General features: G+C 56.7%; 16 protein-coding genes. 11 read left to right on the top strand and 5 right to left on the bottom strand.

The genetic code is table 11. The features are described from left to right. Positions 1-92 precede the first annotated feature (92 nt). From ACSFE6_RS16600 to ACSFE6_RS16570, 7 genes are read left to right on the top strand one after another with little or no spacing between them, the layout of a single operon-like run. Entirely contained in the window at positions 93-1,715 is a 1,623-nt protein-coding gene (locus ACSFE6_RS16600) for a methyl-accepting chemotaxis protein (protein ID WP_435428636.1), read from the top strand. Continuing rightward, complete coding sequence (locus ACSFE6_RS16595; protein ID WP_435428635.1) at positions 1,715-2,251, top strand: chemotaxis protein CheW; 537 nt, start codon at positions 1,715-1,717, stop codon at positions 2,249-2,251. Before ACSFE6_RS16600 ends, ACSFE6_RS16595 begins: the two co-directional genes overlap by 1 nt. Beyond that, positions 2,248-3,519 carry a CheR family methyltransferase gene (locus ACSFE6_RS16590; protein ID WP_435428634.1) on the top strand — a complete coding sequence of 424 codons (1,272 nt, stop codon included), beginning with the start codon at positions 2,248-2,250 and terminating at the stop codon, positions 3,517-3,519. The genes ACSFE6_RS16595 and ACSFE6_RS16590 overlap by 4 nt, the downstream gene beginning before the upstream one ends. After that, a complete protein-coding gene (locus ACSFE6_RS16585; protein WP_435428633.1) occupies positions 3,516-4,199 on the top strand; it encodes a chemotaxis protein CheW in 684 nt (227 codons plus the stop codon). The genes ACSFE6_RS16590 and ACSFE6_RS16585 overlap by 4 nt, the downstream gene beginning before the upstream one ends. Then, on the top strand, positions 4,196-6,493 hold the full coding sequence (locus ACSFE6_RS16580; RefSeq protein WP_435428632.1) for a hybrid sensor histidine kinase/response regulator: 2,298 nt from the start codon (positions 4,196-4,198) through the stop codon (positions 6,491-6,493). The genes ACSFE6_RS16585 and ACSFE6_RS16580 overlap by 4 nt, the downstream gene beginning before the upstream one ends. Further along, positions 6,490-7,500 carry a chemotaxis response regulator protein-glutamate methylesterase gene (locus ACSFE6_RS16575; protein ID WP_435428631.1) on the top strand — a complete coding sequence of 337 codons (1,011 nt, stop codon included), beginning with the start codon at positions 6,490-6,492 and terminating at the stop codon, positions 7,498-7,500. The genes ACSFE6_RS16580 and ACSFE6_RS16575 overlap by 4 nt, the downstream gene beginning before the upstream one ends. Before the next feature lie 48 nt (positions 7,501-7,548). Continuing rightward, positions 7,549-8,550, top strand: coding sequence for a diguanylate cyclase (locus ACSFE6_RS16570; RefSeq protein WP_435428630.1), 1,002 nt, complete (start codon positions 7,549-7,551; stop codon positions 8,548-8,550). A gap of 104 nt (positions 8,551-8,654) precedes the next feature. Here the strand turns inward: ACSFE6_RS16570 and ACSFE6_RS16565 are convergent, their stop codons facing one another. From ACSFE6_RS16565 to ACSFE6_RS16545, 5 genes are read right to left on the bottom strand one after another with little or no spacing between them, the layout of a single operon-like run. Further along, the gene (locus tag ACSFE6_RS16565) at positions 8,655-8,834 is read right to left on the bottom strand and encodes a rubredoxin (protein WP_435428629.1); all 180 of its coding nucleotides are present in this window, start codon (positions 8,832-8,834) and stop codon (positions 8,655-8,657) included. 22 nt (positions 8,835-8,856) lie between these two features. Then, entirely contained in the window at positions 8,857-9,195 is a 339-nt protein-coding gene (locus ACSFE6_RS16560; RefSeq protein WP_435428656.1) for a hypothetical protein, read from the bottom strand. Between the two features lie 14 nt (positions 9,196-9,209). Next, positions 9,210-9,923, bottom strand: coding sequence for a hypothetical protein (locus tag ACSFE6_RS16555; protein WP_435428628.1), 714 nt, complete (start codon positions 9,921-9,923; stop codon positions 9,210-9,212). An 18-nt stretch (positions 9,924-9,941) separates the two neighbouring features. Further along, positions 9,942-10,673, bottom strand: a complete 732-nt coding sequence (locus tag ACSFE6_RS16550) for a ferritin-like domain-containing protein (protein WP_435428627.1) — start codon at positions 10,671-10,673, stop codon at positions 9,942-9,944. A gap of 26 nt (positions 10,674-10,699) precedes the next feature. Next, the gene (locus ACSFE6_RS16545) at positions 10,700-12,040 is read right to left on the bottom strand and encodes a saccharopine dehydrogenase C-terminal domain-containing protein (protein WP_435428626.1); all 1,341 of its coding nucleotides are present in this window, start codon (positions 12,038-12,040) and stop codon (positions 10,700-10,702) included. A gap of 453 nt (positions 12,041-12,493) precedes the next feature. On the opposite strand from ACSFE6_RS16545, the gene prfB reads away from it, so the two are divergent. From prfB to ACSFE6_RS16525, 4 genes are all read left to right on the top strand, one after another. Further along, positions 12,494-13,589 (top strand): peptide chain release factor 2 gene (gene prfB, locus ACSFE6_RS16540; protein ID WP_435428625.1). Its coding sequence is split into 2 segments (ribosomal slippage): positions 12,494-12,565 and positions 12,567-13,589, totalling 1,095 coding nucleotides; the frame shifts between segments, so codons are not numbered across the junction. Between the two features lie 111 nt (positions 13,590-13,700). After that, positions 13,701-15,203, top strand: coding sequence for a lysine--tRNA ligase (gene lysS / locus ACSFE6_RS16535; RefSeq protein WP_435428624.1), 1,503 nt, complete (start codon positions 13,701-13,703; stop codon positions 15,201-15,203). 103 nt (positions 15,204-15,306) lie between these two features. Continuing rightward, positions 15,307-16,023, top strand: coding sequence for a TetR/AcrR family transcriptional regulator (locus ACSFE6_RS16530; protein ID WP_435428623.1), 717 nt, complete (start codon positions 15,307-15,309; stop codon positions 16,021-16,023). Positions 16,024-16,179: 156 nt separating this feature from the next. Then, complete coding sequence (locus ACSFE6_RS16525; RefSeq protein WP_435428622.1) at positions 16,180-16,734, top strand: hypothetical protein; 555 nt, start codon at positions 16,180-16,182, stop codon at positions 16,732-16,734. The last annotated feature ends 9 nt before the right edge of the window (positions 16,735-16,743 follow it).

The following is a 16,743-nucleotide window of genomic DNA, read 5'->3' as shown; positions in this document are numbered from 1 at the left end:
CCGAATGAGAAGCGGTGCACACCCGTCTTATAAATGAAACACCGCCCTCGGCTATACTGCCCGCATTTCGAAACGACCCCCGAGGACAGCCTGTGAAGAACTGGACGTTGCGCCAACGCATTTTGGCGAGTTTTGCAGTCATCATCGCCATCATGTTGTTGATGGTGGTCGTTTCGTATTCACGGCTGTTGAAGATTGAAAGCAGTGAAGCCAGTGTGCGCGAAGATGCGCTGCCGGGGTTGTACTACAGCTCAATGATTCGTGGTGCCTGGTCTGATAGTTATCTGCGGATACAAGCCATGCTAGGCCTTGAAGAGGGGCAGGGGTTCAACGCCAAGGATGCAACGGAATTCGGTACTTACGCTGCCCGCCTGCAAGAGCAGATGGACCTCTATCGGGAGACAATCACCGATGACGACGACCGGACCGAATACGCGGCGTTCCTGAAGTCACATGAGGAATACCATCGGATTCTGACGACCGTGATTGACCTGCATAAGCGCAATCTGGACGTCGAGGCCATCAAAATGTTCAACGATGAGCTGACGCCGGCCTGGACCAGTGGCCGGGCGAAACTCAGTGACATCCTGCGCCACAACAAAGCGGTGGCCGACCGGGACATCGCAGCCATCGATGACGCGGTGCTCACCGCCAAAACCATCATGGGCATTTCCCTGCTGATCGCGGTACTGGCCGCCGGCCTCTGCGGCCTTCTGCTGATGCGTGCGATCATGGCGCCGATGAACCGCATCGTGCAAATCCTTGAAGTGATGCGCACCGGCGATCTGAGCCGCCGCCTGAATCTCGAGCGCAAGGACGAATTCGGCGCCGTGGAAACCGGCTTCAACGACATGATGACCGAGCTGACCTCGCTGGTGTCCCAGGCCCAACGCTCGTCGGTGCAGGTCACCACGTCGGTTACCGAAATCGCCGCCACCTCCAAGCAGCAGCAGGCCACGGCCACCGAGACCGCCGCCACCACCACCGAGATCGGGGCAACGTCCCGTGAAATCGCCGCCACCTCGCGGGATCTGGTGCGCACCATGACCGAAGTCTCCACCGCGGCCGATCAGGCGTCGGTGGCCGCCGGTTCCGGGCAACAGGGCCTGGCCCGCATGGAAGAAACCATGCACTCGGTGATGGGCGCGGCCGATCTGGTCAACGCCAAACTGGCGATCCTCAACGAGAAGGCCGGCAACATCAATCAAGTGGTGGTGACCATCGTCAAGGTCGCCGACCAGACCAACCTGCTGTCGCTCAATGCCGCCATCGAGGCCGAGAAGGCCGGTGAGTACGGCCGCGGTTTCGCCGTGGTCGCCACGGAAGTGCGGCGTCTGGCGGACCAGACCGCCGTTGCCACCTACGACATCGAGCAGATGGTGCGTGAGATCCAGTCGGCGGTGTCGGCCGGGGTGATGGGCATGGACAAGTTCTCCGAAGAGGTGCGCCGTGGCATGTCCGAGGTGCAGCAGGTCGGTGAACAATTGTCGCAGATCATCCATCAGGTCCAGGCGCTGGCACCACGGGTATTGATGGTCAACGAGGGCATGCAAGCCCAGGCCACCGGTGCCGAGCAGATCAACCATGCGTTGGTGCAATTGGGCGATGCCAGCAGCCAGACCGTCGAGTCCCTGCGCCAGGCCAGTTTCGCGATCGACGAACTGAGCCAGGTAGCCGTCGGGCTGCGCAGCGGCGTGTCGCGATTCAAAGTCTGATGAGCGAACTCACGGCCAAACGCACTGCGCCGAAGCAGGCGTTGCACGCACTATTTCTGGTGTTTCGCATCGGCAGCGAACGCTATGCCTTGCAGGCGATCGAGGTGGCGGAAGTGCTGCCGCGGGTGTCCTTGAAGCCGATTGCCCACGCGCCACACTGGGTGGCCGGGGTATTCGCCTGGCGCGGTGCGGTGGTGCCGGTGATCGACCTCAGTGCGTTGACCTTTGGTACGCCGGCCCAGGCGCGGACCAGCACACGGCTGGTGTTGGTGCATTACCGGCCGGATGAAGACGCACAGGTCCAATTGTTGGGGCTGATACTTGAGCAGGCCACCGACACCGTGCGCTGCAATCCGGCGGATTTTCAGTCCTATGGCCTGGACAATCACCAGGCGCCGTACCTGGGGCCGGTGCGCAAGGATGAACAGGGCCTGCTGCAATGGGTACGAGTTGCCGATTTGCTGGACGATCAGGTTCGCGCCTTGTTGTTTCCGTCGCCGCCGCTGGACCTGGCGTTGCTCGAGGAGCAGTCATGAGCAGCGATCAACGGTTTTTCGATTTTCTCAAAGAACGCATCGGCCTCGATGTCACGTCGGTGGGCCCGGCGATCATCGAGCGCGCGGTACGTCAGCGCAGTGCGGCGTCCCAGGCGCAGACGGCCGATGAATACTGGCGCACCCTGCAGGGGTCAAGGGACGAGCAACAGGCACTGATCGAGGCTGTAATCGTCCCGGAGACCTGGTTCTTTCGTTACCCGGAATCCTTCGCCACTTTGGCGAAACTGGCGACCCAGCGCCTGGCAGACATCAATAACCTGCGCGCTCTGCGGATTCTCAGTCTGCCGTGCTCGACCGGCGAAGAGCCGTATTCGATTGCCATGGCGCTGCTGGATGCCGGGTTCAAGCCGCACCAGTTCAAGGTCGACGGCATGGACGTCAGCCCGCTGTCGGTGGAGAAAGCCCGGCGCGCGCTGTATGGCAAGAACTCGTTTCGCGGCCAGGACATTGCCTTCCGCGACCGGCACTTCGCCGCCGAAAACGACGTCTATCGCCTGAGCAGTCGGGTGGTGGAGCAGGTGCGTCTACAAGTCGGTAACCTGCTTGATCCAGCCTTGCTCGCCAATGAACCGGCCTATGATTTTGTGTTCTGCCGCAACCTGCTGATCTATTTCGACCAGCCGACGCAAAAGCAGGTGTTCGAAGTCCTCAAACGCCTGACCCATGTCGATGGCGTGCTGTTTATTGGCCCGGCCGAGGGCAGTCTGCTGGGGCGTTTGGGCATGCGCTCGATTGGAATCGCGCAGTCTTTTGCCTTCAGCCGCCAGAGCGCTGCGGAACCTGAGCCGTTGCCGACATTCGTTCCGACGCCCTTGCCGGTGCCGCCGCCGGTGCGTAACGTCGTGCCGGCACCGGTCACCAGGCGTCCATTCACCCGCGTTGCGCAAATTCCACAGACTGCGAAACCGGACAACGCCGATGCCGCCACGCTGCTGGCGAACATCGCTGCGCTGGCCAACGAAGGCAAAAGTGCCGAAGCTCGTGCTGCCTGCGAACGTTATCTGCGCAGCCATGAGCCCGTGGCCCAGGTGTTCTATTGGCTGGGGTTGCTCAGCGATGTCGCCGGCAGTGTCCTGGAAGCCCAGGGTTTTTATCGCAAGGCGTTGTACCTCGAACCGCAACATCCCGACGCGTTGATGCACCTGGCAGCCTTGCTGCAATCCCAGGGCGATACCGTGGGTGCCAGACGATTGCAGGACCGCGCCGCCCGCAGCGAGCGTGCCGCCGACAGTGAGCGTAAACGATGATCGCCCCCGACACCTTTAGCGTCACCCGAGAAGATGCCCAGGCCATCGACGATTGCTGGAACCGTATCGGTATCCATGGCGACAAGTCCTGCCCGCTGCTGATCGAACACATCCATTGCCGCAACTGCGCGGTGTATTCGGCCGCCGCGACGCGCCTGCTGGATCGTTATGCGTTGCAACAGGACGATCGAGCACGGGTGTCCGAGACGCAGGAGAGCGAGGTGAAAACCCGCTCGCTACTGATGTTCCGTCTTGGCGAAGAATGGTTGGGGTTGGCCACCCGCAGTCTGGTGGAAGTGGCGCCGCAGCAAGCCATCCATTCACTGCCGCACCAGCGCTCCCGGGCCTTGCTCGGTGTGGCGAATGTGCGCGGTGCGTTGGTGGCATGCTTGTCTTTGGTCGAGTTGTTGGGGCTGGACAGTGTCAGCAGCGTGCCCTCCGGCAAGCGGGTCATGCCGCGCATGCTGATCATTGCCGCCAACGGCGGTCCGGTGGTGGTGCCGGTGGATGAAGTGGACGGTATTCACGCCATCGACGAGCGCATCCTCGACGCAGCCTCTCGCGCAGGCAGCCAGGCCAGCGCCAAATACACCCGTGGCGTGCTGCAATTCAAAGGTCGCAGCCTGCGTTGGCTGGATGAAGAACAACTGTTGTCCGCCGTGACCAGGAGCCTTTCATGACCCCTGAGCAAATGCGCGACGCCTCTTTGCTGGAACTGTTCAGTCTGGAGGCCGAAGCCCAGACCCAGGTGCTGAGCGCAGGTCTGCTGGCGCTGGAGCGCAATCCGACCCAGGCCGATCAACTCGAGTCGTGCATGCGTGCGGCGCACTCGCTCAAGGGCGCAGCGCGGATCGTTGGCGTCGATGCCGGCGTCAGCGTCGCGCATGTCATGGAGGATTGCCTGGTCAGTGCCCAGGAAGGGCGCTTGCACCTGCGTCCCGAACACATCGATGCCTTGCTGCAAGGCACCGATCTGTTGATGCGCATCGCCACGCCGAACAACGCCCCCGGGCCAGCCGATGTCGAAGCCTATGTTGCCCTGATGGCACGTTTGCTTGATCCGGGTACGCTTGCCCCATCCGTCGAGCCACCTGCGGCGCCGGTGATGGCGCCGCTGCAACTCGAAGCGCCCGTCGCCACGGTCGAAACACCTGCACCGGTCGCCGAACCGCTTGCGGCCGAGCCCGTGGTTCCGACGAAAAAGACCAAACGCACCACCGAAAACGGCGAGCGCGTACTGCGCGTCACCGCCGAGCGCCTGAACAGTCTGCTCGATCTGTCGAGCAAATCCCTGGTGGAAACCCTGCGGCTCAAGCCGCACCTGGCCACCATGCAGCGTCTCAAGCGCATGCAGAGCAACAGCTTGCGGGCGCTGGAAAGCCTCAACGTCCATCTCAAGGACCATGGACTGAGCCTCGAAGCCCGGGAAACCCTTGAGGACGCGCGCCGGTTGCTGGCGGAATCCCAGCAATTGCTGGTGGAAAAGAACGCCGAGCTGGACGAGTTCGCCTGGCAGGCCAGTCAGCGCGCGCAGGTGCTCTACGACACGGCCCTGGCCTGCCGCATGCGGCCGTTCGCCGATGTGCTGACCGGCCAGGTGCGCATGGTCCGCGATCTGGGCCGAAGCCTCGGTAAGCTGGTGCGGCTGGAGATCGAGGGCGAGAAAACCCAGGTCGACCGCGACGTGCTGGAAAAGCTTGAAGCACCGTTGACGCATCTGCTGCGCAATGCGGTCGATCACGGCATCGAAACCCCGGTGCAACGGCTGTTGGCGGGTAAGCCGGAAGAGGGCGTGATTCGTCTGCGCGCCTCCCATCAGGCCGGATTGCTGGTGCTGGAGCTCAGCGATGACGGCAATGGCATCGATCTGGACAAGGTCCGCCGCAGCATCATCGAACGGCAATTGTCCCCGGCCGAGACCGCCGCGCAGTTGAGCGAAGAAGAACTGCTGACATTCCTGTTCCTGCCGGGGTTCAGCCTGCGCGACACCGTCACCGAAGTGTCCGGACGTGGCGTCGGCCTCGACGCCGTGCAGCACATGGTCCGCCAATTGCGCGGTGCGGTGGTGCTGGAGCAAACGGCAGGGCAGGGCAGTCGTTTCCACCTCGAGGTACCGCTGACCCTGTCGGTGGTGCGCAGCCTGGTGGTGGAAGTCGGCGGCGAAGCCTATGCCTTCCCGTTGGCCCACATCGAACGCATGTGTGATCTGGAGCCTGCGGACATCGTGCAGGTCGAGGGCCGGCAGCACTTCTGGCATGAAGGCCGGCACGTCGGGCTGGTCGCCGCCAGCCAGTTGCTGCAACGCCCGGCGAGCCAGAGCGGTCAACAAACCCTGAAAGTCGTGGTGATCCGCGAGCGCGACACGATGTATGGCGTGGCGGTGGAGCGTTTCATCGGCGAACGGACCCTGGTGGTGCTGCCGCTGGATGAGCGGCTGGGCAAAGTCCAGGACATTTCCGCCGGCGCCTTGCTTGACGACGGTTCGGTAGTACTGATCGTCGACGTCGAGGACATGCTGCGTTCGGTGGACAAACTGCTCAACACCGGGCGATTGGAGCGCATCGCGCGCCAGAGCAACCAGGCTACCGAAGCGGCACGCAAGCGGATTCTGGTGGTCGACGACTCCCTGACCGTGCGCGAGTTGCAGCGCAAGCTCCTGCTCAATCGTGGCTATGAGGTGGCGGTGGCGGTCGATGGCATGGACGGCTGGAACGCCTTGCGCTCGGAGGATTTCGATCTGCTGATCACCGACATCGATATGCCGCGCATGGACGGCATCGAACTGGTGTCGTTGTTGCGCCGGGACAATCGCCTGCAATCGTTGCCAGTGATGGTCGTGTCCTACAAGGATCGTGAAGAGGACCGTCGTCGTGGACTGGATGCCGGGGCCGACTATTATCTAGCCAAAGCCAGTTTTCATGACGACGCCCTGCTCGATGCAGTGGTGGAGCTCATAGGAGGAGCGCGGGCATGAAAATCGCCATCGTCAATGACATGCCTTTGGCCGTGGAGGCCTTGCGCCGGGCGCTGGCTTTCGAACCGGCGCACCAAGTGATCTGGGTGGCGGCCAATGGCAAGGAAGCCGTGCAAAAGTGTGCCGAGCACACGCCTGACCTGATCCTGATGGACCTGATCATGCCTGTGATGGACGGGGTGGAAGCCACCCGCCGGATCATGGCCGAGACGCCGTGCGCCATCGTTATCGTGACCGTGGATCGCCAGCAGAACGTGCACAAGGTGTTCGAAGCCATGGGGCATGGCGCCCTCGATGTTGTCGATACCCCGGCCTTGGGGGCTGGCAATGCCCAGGAAGCGGCGGCACCGTTGCTGCGCAAGATCATGAACATCGGCTGGCTGATCGGCGAGAAAAGCAAACAGACGCCAAGCGCGCCGGGTCCGTTGCGCAGTTCCGCCTCGCGTCAGCGGCTGATAGCCATTGGTTCCTCCGCCGGCGGCCCGGCAGCGCTAGAGGTCTTGCTCAAGGGCCTGCCGCGAGATTTTTCCGCCGCCATTGTGCTGGTGCAGCACGTCGACCAGGTGTTCGCCGCCGGTATGGCCGAATGGCTCGGCAGCGCCAGCGGACTCAAGGTTCGCCTGGCCCGGGAAGGTGAGCCACCGCAAAGCGGCACGGTCTTGCTGGCCGGCACCAATCACCATATCCGTCTGTTGAAAAATGGCACGCTGGCCTACACCGCCGAACCGGTCAACGAAATTTATCGGCCCTCGATCGATGTGTTTTTCGAGAGCGTGGCCAGTCACTGGAACGGTGATGCGGTCGGCGTTTTGCTCACCGGCATGGGACGCGATGGCGCGCAGGGGCTTAAACTCATGCGCCAGCAGGGTTACCTGACCATCGCACAGGACCAAAACAGCAGTGCGGTGTATGGCATGCCGAAGGCCGCCGCGGCTATCGATGCCGCCGTGGAAATACGCCCGCTGGACAAGATAGCGCCACGATTGCTGGAGATTTTTCCGAAATGACGACCAATGGCAGCAATCCTGGCCCAGGCAGTACTCAGGTGAACGCACATGAATGAATTACAGCTCGACGACTTCAAAACTGACGAAAATGCCGCCATGGTGTTGTTGGTGGACGATCAGGCGATGATCGGCGAGGCGGTTCGGCGTGGCTTGTCGAACGAAGAAAACATCGACTTCCACTTCTGTGCCGATCCGCACCAGGCCGTTGCCCATGCGGTGCGCATCAAGCCGACGGTCATTTTGCAGGATCTGGTCATGCCGGGGCTCGATGGCCTGAGCCTGGTGCGCGAATACCGCAATCACCCGGCGACCCGGGACATTCCGATCATCGTCCTGTCGACCAAGGAAGACCCGCTGATCAAAAGCGCGGCGTTCGCAGCCGGGGCCAACGATTATCTGGTCAAGCTGCCGGACAACATAGAGCTGGTGGCGCGCATTCGCTATCACTCGCGCTCCTACATGACCCTGTTGCAGCGTGATGCGGCCTACCGCGCGTTGCGGGTCAGTCAGCAACAACTGCTCGACACCAATCTGGTGCTGCAACGGCTGATGAACTCCGATGGCCTGACCGGGCTGTCCAATCGCCGGCATTTCGACGAGTACATGGAACTGGAGTGGCGGCGTTCGCTGCGGGAACAGAGCCAGTTGTCGCTGTTGATGATCGACGTCGACTACTTCAAGACCTACAACGACACCTTTGGTCACCTGGAAGGCGACGAAGCCTTGCGCAAAGTCGCCGCGGCCATCCGTGACGCCAGCGCCCGGCCTTCCGACCTGCCGGCCCGCTACGGCGGTGAAGAGTTCGCCCTGGTGCTGCCCAATACGTCCCAGGGCGGGGCGCGTCTGGTGGCCGAGAAACTGCGCATGACCGTGGAAGCCCTGAAGATTCCCCACAGTTCTCCGACCGAAGGATCGAGCCTGACCATCAGCATTGGCCTGGCGACCGTTACTCCGACAGCCGGCAGCCATTGCCGTGAACTGATCTCGGCGGCGGACAAGGGGCTGTATCTGGCGAAGAACAATGGGCGTAATCAGGTGGGGATTGGGTAGGCGATTTTGTGCAGGTTTTATTGTGAAAAGCAGTTAAATAAAACCTGCCAAATCTTTATGGTGTAAAGTGGGCTCCTTTGCTGGTTGTAATTAAAAAGTGCCCTTCACAAAAGAACAGCTTGCTCAAAGTCTTCTTTGGGCATTTGGCAATCCGGGCACAACCAATCTTCGTGGATATCTTCCCAGGGCGTGCCCGCCGGTATTCCATTTTCAGGGTCACCTAGTGTCGGGTTGTACTGATAGCCGCATATAGTGCAGTTCATTATGTTTTCTTTGTTTGACATGTTTGCTCTCCTTGCGATGGTTTCAGAGTGTCACTGTGGCTATGAGTCCGGTGGCTCCTAGTATAAAACCTATCAGCGCTCCTCTTTCGGGTAGCTCCTTTAGCATTGCATATATGACAATAGGCTCTAATATTAATAGAAGCGTTAGGGAAGCTACTGTTACTATCCATATGTTTCCAGTGGCTTGATACCCAAGCCAATATGCAAAGACAAGGCTGATACCCGCAATGGTAATCAGTATTATTGGCTGGAGAAACATAAGGGGTGTTTCTGATAGGCGGGCTGGGAGCTTTGATGCATATACTTCGCTATAGATGGTAAGGATTTCACCAAATATCATAAGTATTAACGCGGCCGCCATGTAGAAGTGATTTTTCATGTTTTGCCTTTGGCAAGTGCTGATAGGATCGCATCGACTACAATTTCACCGATTTCGCTTTCTTCCAGTAAAAAATGAGGACCGTCGTGATCGAGGAGAAATGTGTTCTGGTAGGCGTTATTTTCAAGCTTGATAATGTCGTGAAGTGTTGCTTCAGCTTTGCTTAGTTTTGAAGAATGCGTATGTCGTAGTATTTTTATGGCATTCCCAAAGTGAACCGCTTCATCGGCGATCAGATTGTTAATCCATTTAATGAAAGACGGGTGGCCAAACTCGTTGTAAAACGTATCTTTTTTGTATGTTTTTACGGAGGTGTACTCGTCATAAGCGAACATGAGCAGTAAATTGAATTCGTTGTTAAGTAGTTCTTGCATTGTCTCAAAATTAGCGGTCCGCATTTTAAGGTGGTTAATTATGTCTATTTCGCTTGTGTCATAGAGAAGTCGAATTAGTTCAAAAAAGCCATCGGCGTGATTTCTCTCGTCGGCAAACCATAAATCTAGATACTGGACAAAGTATGGAGAGAATTTCTCTCTCTGTGGGTACAGATATTGGTAGAGGTTGATGGCGTCATATTCTGAGTATAAATCTGCCATGAAAAAATCTTTGTATTTGTTGTCGATTCCAGGGTTCGTCCATCCGCTGTCCATTATTTCGGTGAATATCGTGCGTGAACTCCAGTGTCTTTTAGCTAGAAAGGGTTTTTTCATTTCCGTATTCCTGAGCGCTTATTTATTGAGTTTTTTTATAATTGCTGGAATTATCATGTTTTCCACCTCTTGCTTGGAGATTGGAAAGTCTGGTGTGTTGTGATCTAGTACAAAAGTTCCTGAATAGGACTGTTTGCCAAAATCTATGTCGAAAATTTCTGCAAGTATCGCAGGCGCTTCATTCGTTCGGTCAGGAAATAGTGTCTTAGCTTTGTGTATGAAGGAGAAAAAATGTGTTGTTTCATCAGTTTTTGTTTTTCTTATCCAGGTTGATAGCTGTTTAGAAGAAAATTTGTCGTAGTTTGGAATGCTTCGATGGTAAACGTGAGTCGTAATTATCTCGTCGTAGGCCAACGTGAGAAGAAGTTTGTAAGGATCATTAGTTAGAGGTTTGATTGCATTGAAGCTTGGGTTTCTAATTTCAGCCTGTAGTAAAATTTCGTCGAGCGGGATACCTGTAAACGATGAGTAAATCAGGGCGAAGCCATGCGCGTGATCTATTTCATCCCGTAGCCATGGGTGAAATACCTCAGTCAGCGTCGGGAAGTAATCTGCGTATTCGGTTTTCAAATGCCAATATAGACGGCGTGCATCGTACTCTGTGATTATTGAGTCAAATAAAATATCTCTCCATGCTGAGCGCTCGAATTCGTTTAGTTGGGCGGAAGGGAAAGTAAAATTTTTTAGGATTGCAGCAGCATCTGGCGTTGAACGGGTTTGAAGACTACTGAGGTTATTTGTCTTATCCATGGTTTGAGTCTCCTGTTTTTAGTGTTTTATTCTTGAGGAGCGATTCGAAAATTTTCAAATGTTAACGCGTCACTGGTGGAGGGGCGCCATTCAGTTTCTTGGGCAACTATTGGTTGCCAGTATTTTTCTGCAATGTCATAAATAAATTCCCAGTCAAGGTTTTCGGATTCGAGTATGCCTGCCTCGGGATGCTTCTCCGCCCACTTCATTCCAGCAATGATGCTAGACGTGACTTGCAGGCTTGTTGCGCTATTATATTTTGCCATTTTTCTAGCTTTGCCTATTGAAAGATTTGAACCAAGCCAGAATGATTTGTATTTTTTGCTGATTAAGAATATTCCAAGTTCATCAATGCCGGACGTGATGTCGTCTTTGATTATTTCTTTGGAGAATATTTGGCTTTCACGTCCGGTGTTAAGTAACGGCATAGATTCTATGGTTTGATCGCAAGGGTGATAGGCGTAATATACGGTTGGTCGGTACTTTGGAGCAGTGGGGTTGCCTACGGTCAAGTACTCAGTAATTGACAATGATTCATTGTGTGTTAGGAGGTATGCGGAAAAATCCAAATGGTTAGGGGACCAGCTTTTAACTTTAACTTCTCGTCCCTGCTCAATCATCTCTAGAGAATGGCCAGTTACTTTAGCGCCTAAGGGCACGGATTTTTCATGGGTTCCCCATCCTAATTCTGCCGGCTGAAGGCACTCGGTTATAAGGCCGTCAACTGACCACGTGCAAATAAATTCATATGGGTCTCGATTCTTGGAGGTGACTTGAGTGTCTCGCTCTGATATTTGAATAACCTCCAGTTCAAGCTTTTGAGCGAGTTCTGCCCACTCGTGTTGAGTCGTTGGTTGGTCATAAATCTTATTGATCATTGCCATTTCAAGCAGTGCTTTTTTAAGAAGTATCGAAATGAACCCAGGGTTCGCTCCATGGGCAACGACTGCCGTGGTTGTACCCAAGGGTGATTGGGCGTATTTTTTCAATGATTCCCGGAGCTTATAATTGCTAGTAAGCCCGTCATCTTGATCGCCATACTCCCAAGGCTCTATACCTGTATCCAGGTAAGATGCGTTGAATCGTTGTGCCAGTTTTATTAGATCTAAACTTGAAACGGATACTGCCAGGTTTAGTAGGAAACTATTTTCATTTAGAAGTGGTGATAAGATTTCGCGATAATTTTTGTGGGTTATAAGTTCTTTGTTAAGTTGTGCGGAGAACTCTTTTGCGATGTCCGTGCGCGTCTTGTCTGTATCTTTATCGAAGATAATGATTTTTGCTTCGAAGTTTTCTATCAGTAGGGGGAGTAATGCTTGAGCGATGCTGCCAAATCCTATAACTATTATTCTGTCGATGTTTTTCATGGATAGACCTTTAGTTTGTCGATGGTAATGGCGTATCGGTATTGTGCGCGAAAAGCGTTTGGAATTTGCAGTGGGTGAGCTGCATCAAGAATGCTTATAGGTTCTTGCTTTTTTGTATTTTTCTGCGCTGTGTATTTATAAGAAACTGCTGCCCACTAAGCAATGCCTAACTTAGTGGGATTATTCTGCTTTTTTGGAAGTGATTTTCCTACAGCTATTTCAAAGCATTAAACATGCTGTTTATAGGCGATCTTTATGTGTCGTCTGGTGCCGGAAGATAGGGGCTCTTCTGCCCCACAGTGCTGAGTCAGGCCAAAGCGGGTTGCCGATCTTGCCTTTGTAGGCTCTGAGCGCAAGGTTTTCGATACTCGCCCGCCAAGCGGACTGCCGTTGCCTGTCGTTTGACGTTATACTCGCCGGCTTTCAAAAGTTCGCCTACGAGTGCTGCCCGCCATGGAAATCAACCCGATCCTGAACACCATCAAGGACCTGTCCGAGCGCTCCGAAACTATTCGGGGGTATCTTTGACTACGATCAAAAGCATGAGCGTCTGATCGAAGTCAATCGCGAGCTCGAAGATCCGAGTGTCTGGAACAAACCTGAATACGCCCAGGAACTGGGCCGCGAGCGCTCTGCGCTGGCGCAGATCGTCGAGACCCTGGACGAATTGTCCAGTGGTCTGGCCGATTCCCGCGAGCTGCTCGACATGGCCGTTGAAGAAAACGACGAAGGCGCGGTAAACGACGTCGTCGAAGTGCTTCAGGGTCTCGAAGAGTCCCTGGCCAAGCTGGAATTCCGTCGCATGTTCAGCGGCGATATGGACCCGAACAACGCCTACCTGGACATCCAGGCCGGCTCCGGCGGCACCGAGGCCCAGGACTGGGCCAACATCCTGCTGCGCATGTACCTGCGCTGGGCCGACAAGCGCGGTTTCGACGCGACCATCATGGAGCTGTCGGCCGGTGAAGTCGCCGGGATCAAGGGCGCTACCGTGCACATCAAGGGCGAGTACGCCTTTGGTTGGCTGCGCACCGAGATCGGCGTGCACCGCCTGGTGCGCAAGAGCCCGTTCGACTCCGGCAACCGTCGCCACACCTCGTTCTCCGCTGTTTTCGTCTCGCCAGAGATCGATGACAAGGTGGAAATCGAGATCAACCCGGCGGACTTGCGGATCGACACCTATCGTTCCTCCGGTGCCGGTGGTCAGCACGTAAACACCACCGACTCGGCCGTACGTATCACCCACGTACCGACCAACACCGTGGTCAGCTGCCAGAACGAACGTTCCCAGCACGCCAACAAGGACACCGCCATGAAAATGCTGCGGGCCAAGTTGTACGAGCAGGAAATGCAGAAGCGCAACGCCGCGTCCCAGGCATTGGAAGACACCAAGTCGGATATCGGCTGGGGTCACCAGATCCGTTCGTACGTGCTCGATGCTTCGCGGATCAAGGATCTGCGCACCAACATCGAACGCAGCGACTGCGACAAGGTGCTCGACGGCGATATCGACGAATACCTGGTGGCCAGCCTGAAATCGGGGCTGTAAAAGACGCAATACAGGGTCGGCTGATTCAACGCGACCCTGTAGGAGCCGGCTTGCCGGCGATCCCCAGCCGCAGGCTGGGGGCAACGAACCTGTGATGGAATATTTAAAGACATGAGCGACCTACAACTCGACCCGCAAGCCCTGCAACAGGAAGAAAACTCCCTGATCGCCCTGCGCAAGGAAAAGCTTGCTGCCGAGCGCGCCAAGGGCAACGCCTTCCCTAACGACTTCCGCCGCGAAAACTACTGCGATGCACTGCAGAAACAGTATGCGGACAAGACCAAGGAAGAGCTGGCAGAGGCTGCAATCCCGGTCAAGGTTGCCGGTCGCATCATGCTCAACCGTGGTTCGTTCATGGTGATCCAGGACATGACCGGTCGCATCCAGGTCTACGTCAACCGTAAAACCCTGTCCGAAGAAACCCTGGCCGCGGTGAAAACCTGGGACATGGGCGACATCATTGCCGCCGAAGGCACCCTGGCCCGTTCCGGCAAGGGCGACCTGTACGTCGAAATGACCAACGTGCGCCTGCTGACCAAATCCCTGCGTCCGCTGCCGGACAAGCACCACGGCCTGACCGACACCGAGCAGCGCTACCGCCAGCGTTACGTTGACCTGATCGTCAACGAAGACGTGCGCCAGACCTTCCGCGTGCGTTCGCAAGTCATCGCCCACATTCGCAGCTTCCTGATGAAGCGTGACTTCCTGGAAGTGGAAACGCCGATGCTGCAAACCATTCCGGGCGGCGCGGCAGCCAAGCCGTTCGAAACCCACCACAACGCGCTGGACATGGAAATGTTCCTGCGTATCGCCCCGGAGCTGTACCTCAAGCGGCTTGTTGTTGGCGGATTCGAAAAAGTGTTTGAGATCAACCGCAACTTCCGTAACGAAGGCGTTTCGACTCGTCACAACCCTGAATTCACGATGTTGGAGTTCTACCAGGCCTACGCCGACTACGAAGACAACATGGACCTGACCGAAGAACTGTTCCGTGAACTGGCGCAGCTGGTCCTGGGCAGCACCGACGTGCCTTACGGCGACAAGGTGTTCCACTTCGGCGAGCCATTCGCACGTCTGTCGGTGTTCGACTCGATCCTCAAGTACAACCCCGAGCTGACCGCTGACGACCTGAACGACATCGACAAGGCCCGTGATATCGCCAAGAAGGCCGGTGCCAAGGTGTTGGGCTTCGAAGGTCTGGGTAAACTGCAAGTGATGATTTTCGAAGAACTGGTCGAGCACAAGCTGGAGCAGCCGCACTTCATCACCCAGTACCCGTTCGAAGTGTCGCCGCTGGCCCGTCGTAACGACGAGAACCCGAACGTCACCGACCGTTTCGAACTGTTCATCGGTGGCCGTGAAATCGCCAACGCCTACTCCGAGTTGAACGACGCGGAAGACCAGGCCGAGCGTTTCATGGCCCAGGTGGCCGACAAGGACGCGGGCGACGACGAAGCCATGCACTACGACGCCGATTTCGTTCGCGCGCTGGAGTACGGCATGCCGCCAACGGCTGGTGAAGGGATCGGCATCGACCGTCTGGTGATGTTGCTGACCAACTCACCGTCGATCCGCGACGTGATCCTGTTCCCGCACATGCGTCCGCAAGCGTAAGTGTTTCAATTAAAAAGCCGCCGAAAATGGGCGGCTTTTTTTTGCCTGTCTGGTACAAACGTATCAAATGGTTAATTTTGAAGTAGAGAGAGGAATTCCGGTCGTGAACCATGCATTGGCTCAAGAAGGTGCAGCGGGCGTAGCCACTGCGGTCGCTGAAAGCGTTCAGTACCAGGGTCGCAAGGCCAGCCGGCAGGGCAGTGAGCAGCGTCGACAGGACATTCTCGATGCGGCGATGCGCATTGTCGTGCGTGATGGCGTGCGTGCCGTGCGTCATCGGGCGGTGGCAGCCGAGGCCAATGTGCCGCTCTCGGCCACCACTTACTACTTCAAGGACATCGATGACCTGCTCACCGATACCTTCGCTCAATACGTGGAGCGCAGCGCGGCCTATATGGCCAAGCTGTGGGTGAACAACGAAGGCCTGTTGCGGGACATGATCGCCAGTGGCGATGGCAGTCCGGCGGCGCGCAAACAGTTGGCAGACGAAATAGCGCGGCTGATGGCCGACTATGTTCACCGTCAGTTGGTCACCCGTCGTGAACACTTGATGGCCGAGCAGGCGTTCCGTCAGGAGGCGCTGCTGAACCCGCGCCTGGCCGAGTTGGTGCGCTCGCATCAGCAGATTCTCCTCCAGGGTTCCTGCCAGCTTTTTCAGGTTTTGGGGTCCCGCGAGCCACAACAGGATGCCAAAGTGTTGACGGCTATAATCGGACGGATGGAATATCAGGGCCTGCTCAACGATGCCGAGCCAGTCGCCGAAGCGGAAATGCTCGGCATACTGACGCGTTATATGCATTTGGTGCTGGCTTCGGTTTAATCCCGATGTGAAGGCTAACCTCTGTGGGAGCGAGCCTGCTCGCGAATACGGTCTGACATTCAACATCTCTGTTGCCTGACACTCCGCTTTCGCGAGCAGGCTCGCTCCCACAGTAGAGTGGTCACTTCAGGTTGGTGTGTTCAAAGGGAGTGTTGAATGAAAGCCTGGCGTGTCGTAGCGGTCGCCTTGTCGTGCCTGCTGCTCAGTGGCTGTCTGGTGACCTTCACGGAGCCACTGCCCACGAGCGAGCCCGCGCCCAAAGGTTTGCTCGGCAAGTGGACCAGCACCAACGCCTGGGGCGAGCCACTCAATCTGGAGCTGACCCGCGTCGGTGAGAATCACTATCAGGCCGTCAGCTACTTCAGGGCCAAGCCCCGGGAGCGAGAAGCCTATCCCTTCACGGTGTCGCGCCACGGCAACCGCTGGTACCTGTCGGCCAAGGTCCCGGCACAGTTCGGCGGGCATTTCACCATTGCCGGGTTCGAACTCACCGACAAGCATGAATTGGTGGTGTACAACCTCGACCTTGAGCAAATCAAACAGGTCGTCGGGCAGAAGGTTCTCAGTGGTGAAGGTTTCCAGACCGACGATGGCGACGGCGTGTTGATCGACAGTCACATGGACCAGGTATCGGCTTATCTCGATGATCCGGCCAATTCCGATGTGTTCGTCGAAGCAGTACGCTACCAGCGCCAGGCCAAAGCCAAATAATCAGCAGGT

Source organism: Pseudomonas baetica (assembly GCF_051216495.1).
Classification (GTDB): domain Bacteria; phylum Pseudomonadota; class Gammaproteobacteria; order Pseudomonadales; family Pseudomonadaceae; genus Aquipseudomonas; species Aquipseudomonas baetica_B.
This window is presented reverse-complemented; position numbering and strand designations above follow the sequence as displayed.

What these genes read in the sequence shown, in the direction of transcription:
- ACSFE6_RS16595 (WP_435428635.1), top strand. Translation starts at nt 1,715, where the DNA reads ATGAGCGAACTCACGGCCAAACGCACTGCGCCGAAGCAGGCGTTGCAC.
- ACSFE6_RS16590 (WP_435428634.1), top strand. Translation starts at nt 2,248, where the DNA reads ATGAGCAGCGATCAACGGTTTTTCGATTTTCTCAAAGAACGCATCGGC.
- ACSFE6_RS16585 (WP_435428633.1), top strand. Translation starts at nt 3,516, where the DNA reads ATGATCGCCCCCGACACCTTTAGCGTCACCCGAGAAGATGCCCAGGCC.
- ACSFE6_RS16580 (WP_435428632.1), top strand. Translation starts at nt 4,196, where the DNA reads ATGACCCCTGAGCAAATGCGCGACGCCTCTTTGCTGGAACTGTTCAGT.
- ACSFE6_RS16575 (WP_435428631.1), top strand. Translation starts at nt 6,490, where the DNA reads ATGAAAATCGCCATCGTCAATGACATGCCTTTGGCCGTGGAGGCCTTG.
- ACSFE6_RS16570 (WP_435428630.1), top strand. Translation starts at nt 7,549, where the DNA reads ATGAATGAATTACAGCTCGACGACTTCAAAACTGACGAAAATGCCGCC.
- ACSFE6_RS16565 (WP_435428629.1), bottom strand. Translation starts at nt 8,834, where the DNA reads ATGTCAAACAAAGAAAACATAATGAACTGCACTATATGCGGCTATCAG.
- ACSFE6_RS16560 (WP_435428656.1), bottom strand. Translation starts at nt 9,195, where the DNA reads ATGGCGGCCGCGTTAATACTTATGATATTTGGTGAAATCCTTACCATC.
- ACSFE6_RS16555 (WP_435428628.1), bottom strand. Translation starts at nt 9,923, where the DNA reads ATGAAAAAACCCTTTCTAGCTAAAAGACACTGGAGTTCACGCACGATA.
- ACSFE6_RS16550 (WP_435428627.1), bottom strand. Translation starts at nt 10,673, where the DNA reads ATGGATAAGACAAATAACCTCAGTAGTCTTCAAACCCGTTCAACGCCA.
- ACSFE6_RS16545 (WP_435428626.1), bottom strand. Translation starts at nt 12,040, where the DNA reads ATGAAAAACATCGACAGAATAATAGTTATAGGATTTGGCAGCATCGCT.
- lysS (WP_435428624.1), top strand. Translation starts at nt 13,701, where the DNA reads ATGAGCGACCTACAACTCGACCCGCAAGCCCTGCAACAGGAAGAAAAC.
- ACSFE6_RS16525 (WP_435428622.1), top strand. Translation starts at nt 16,180, where the DNA reads ATGAAAGCCTGGCGTGTCGTAGCGGTCGCCTTGTCGTGCCTGCTGCTC.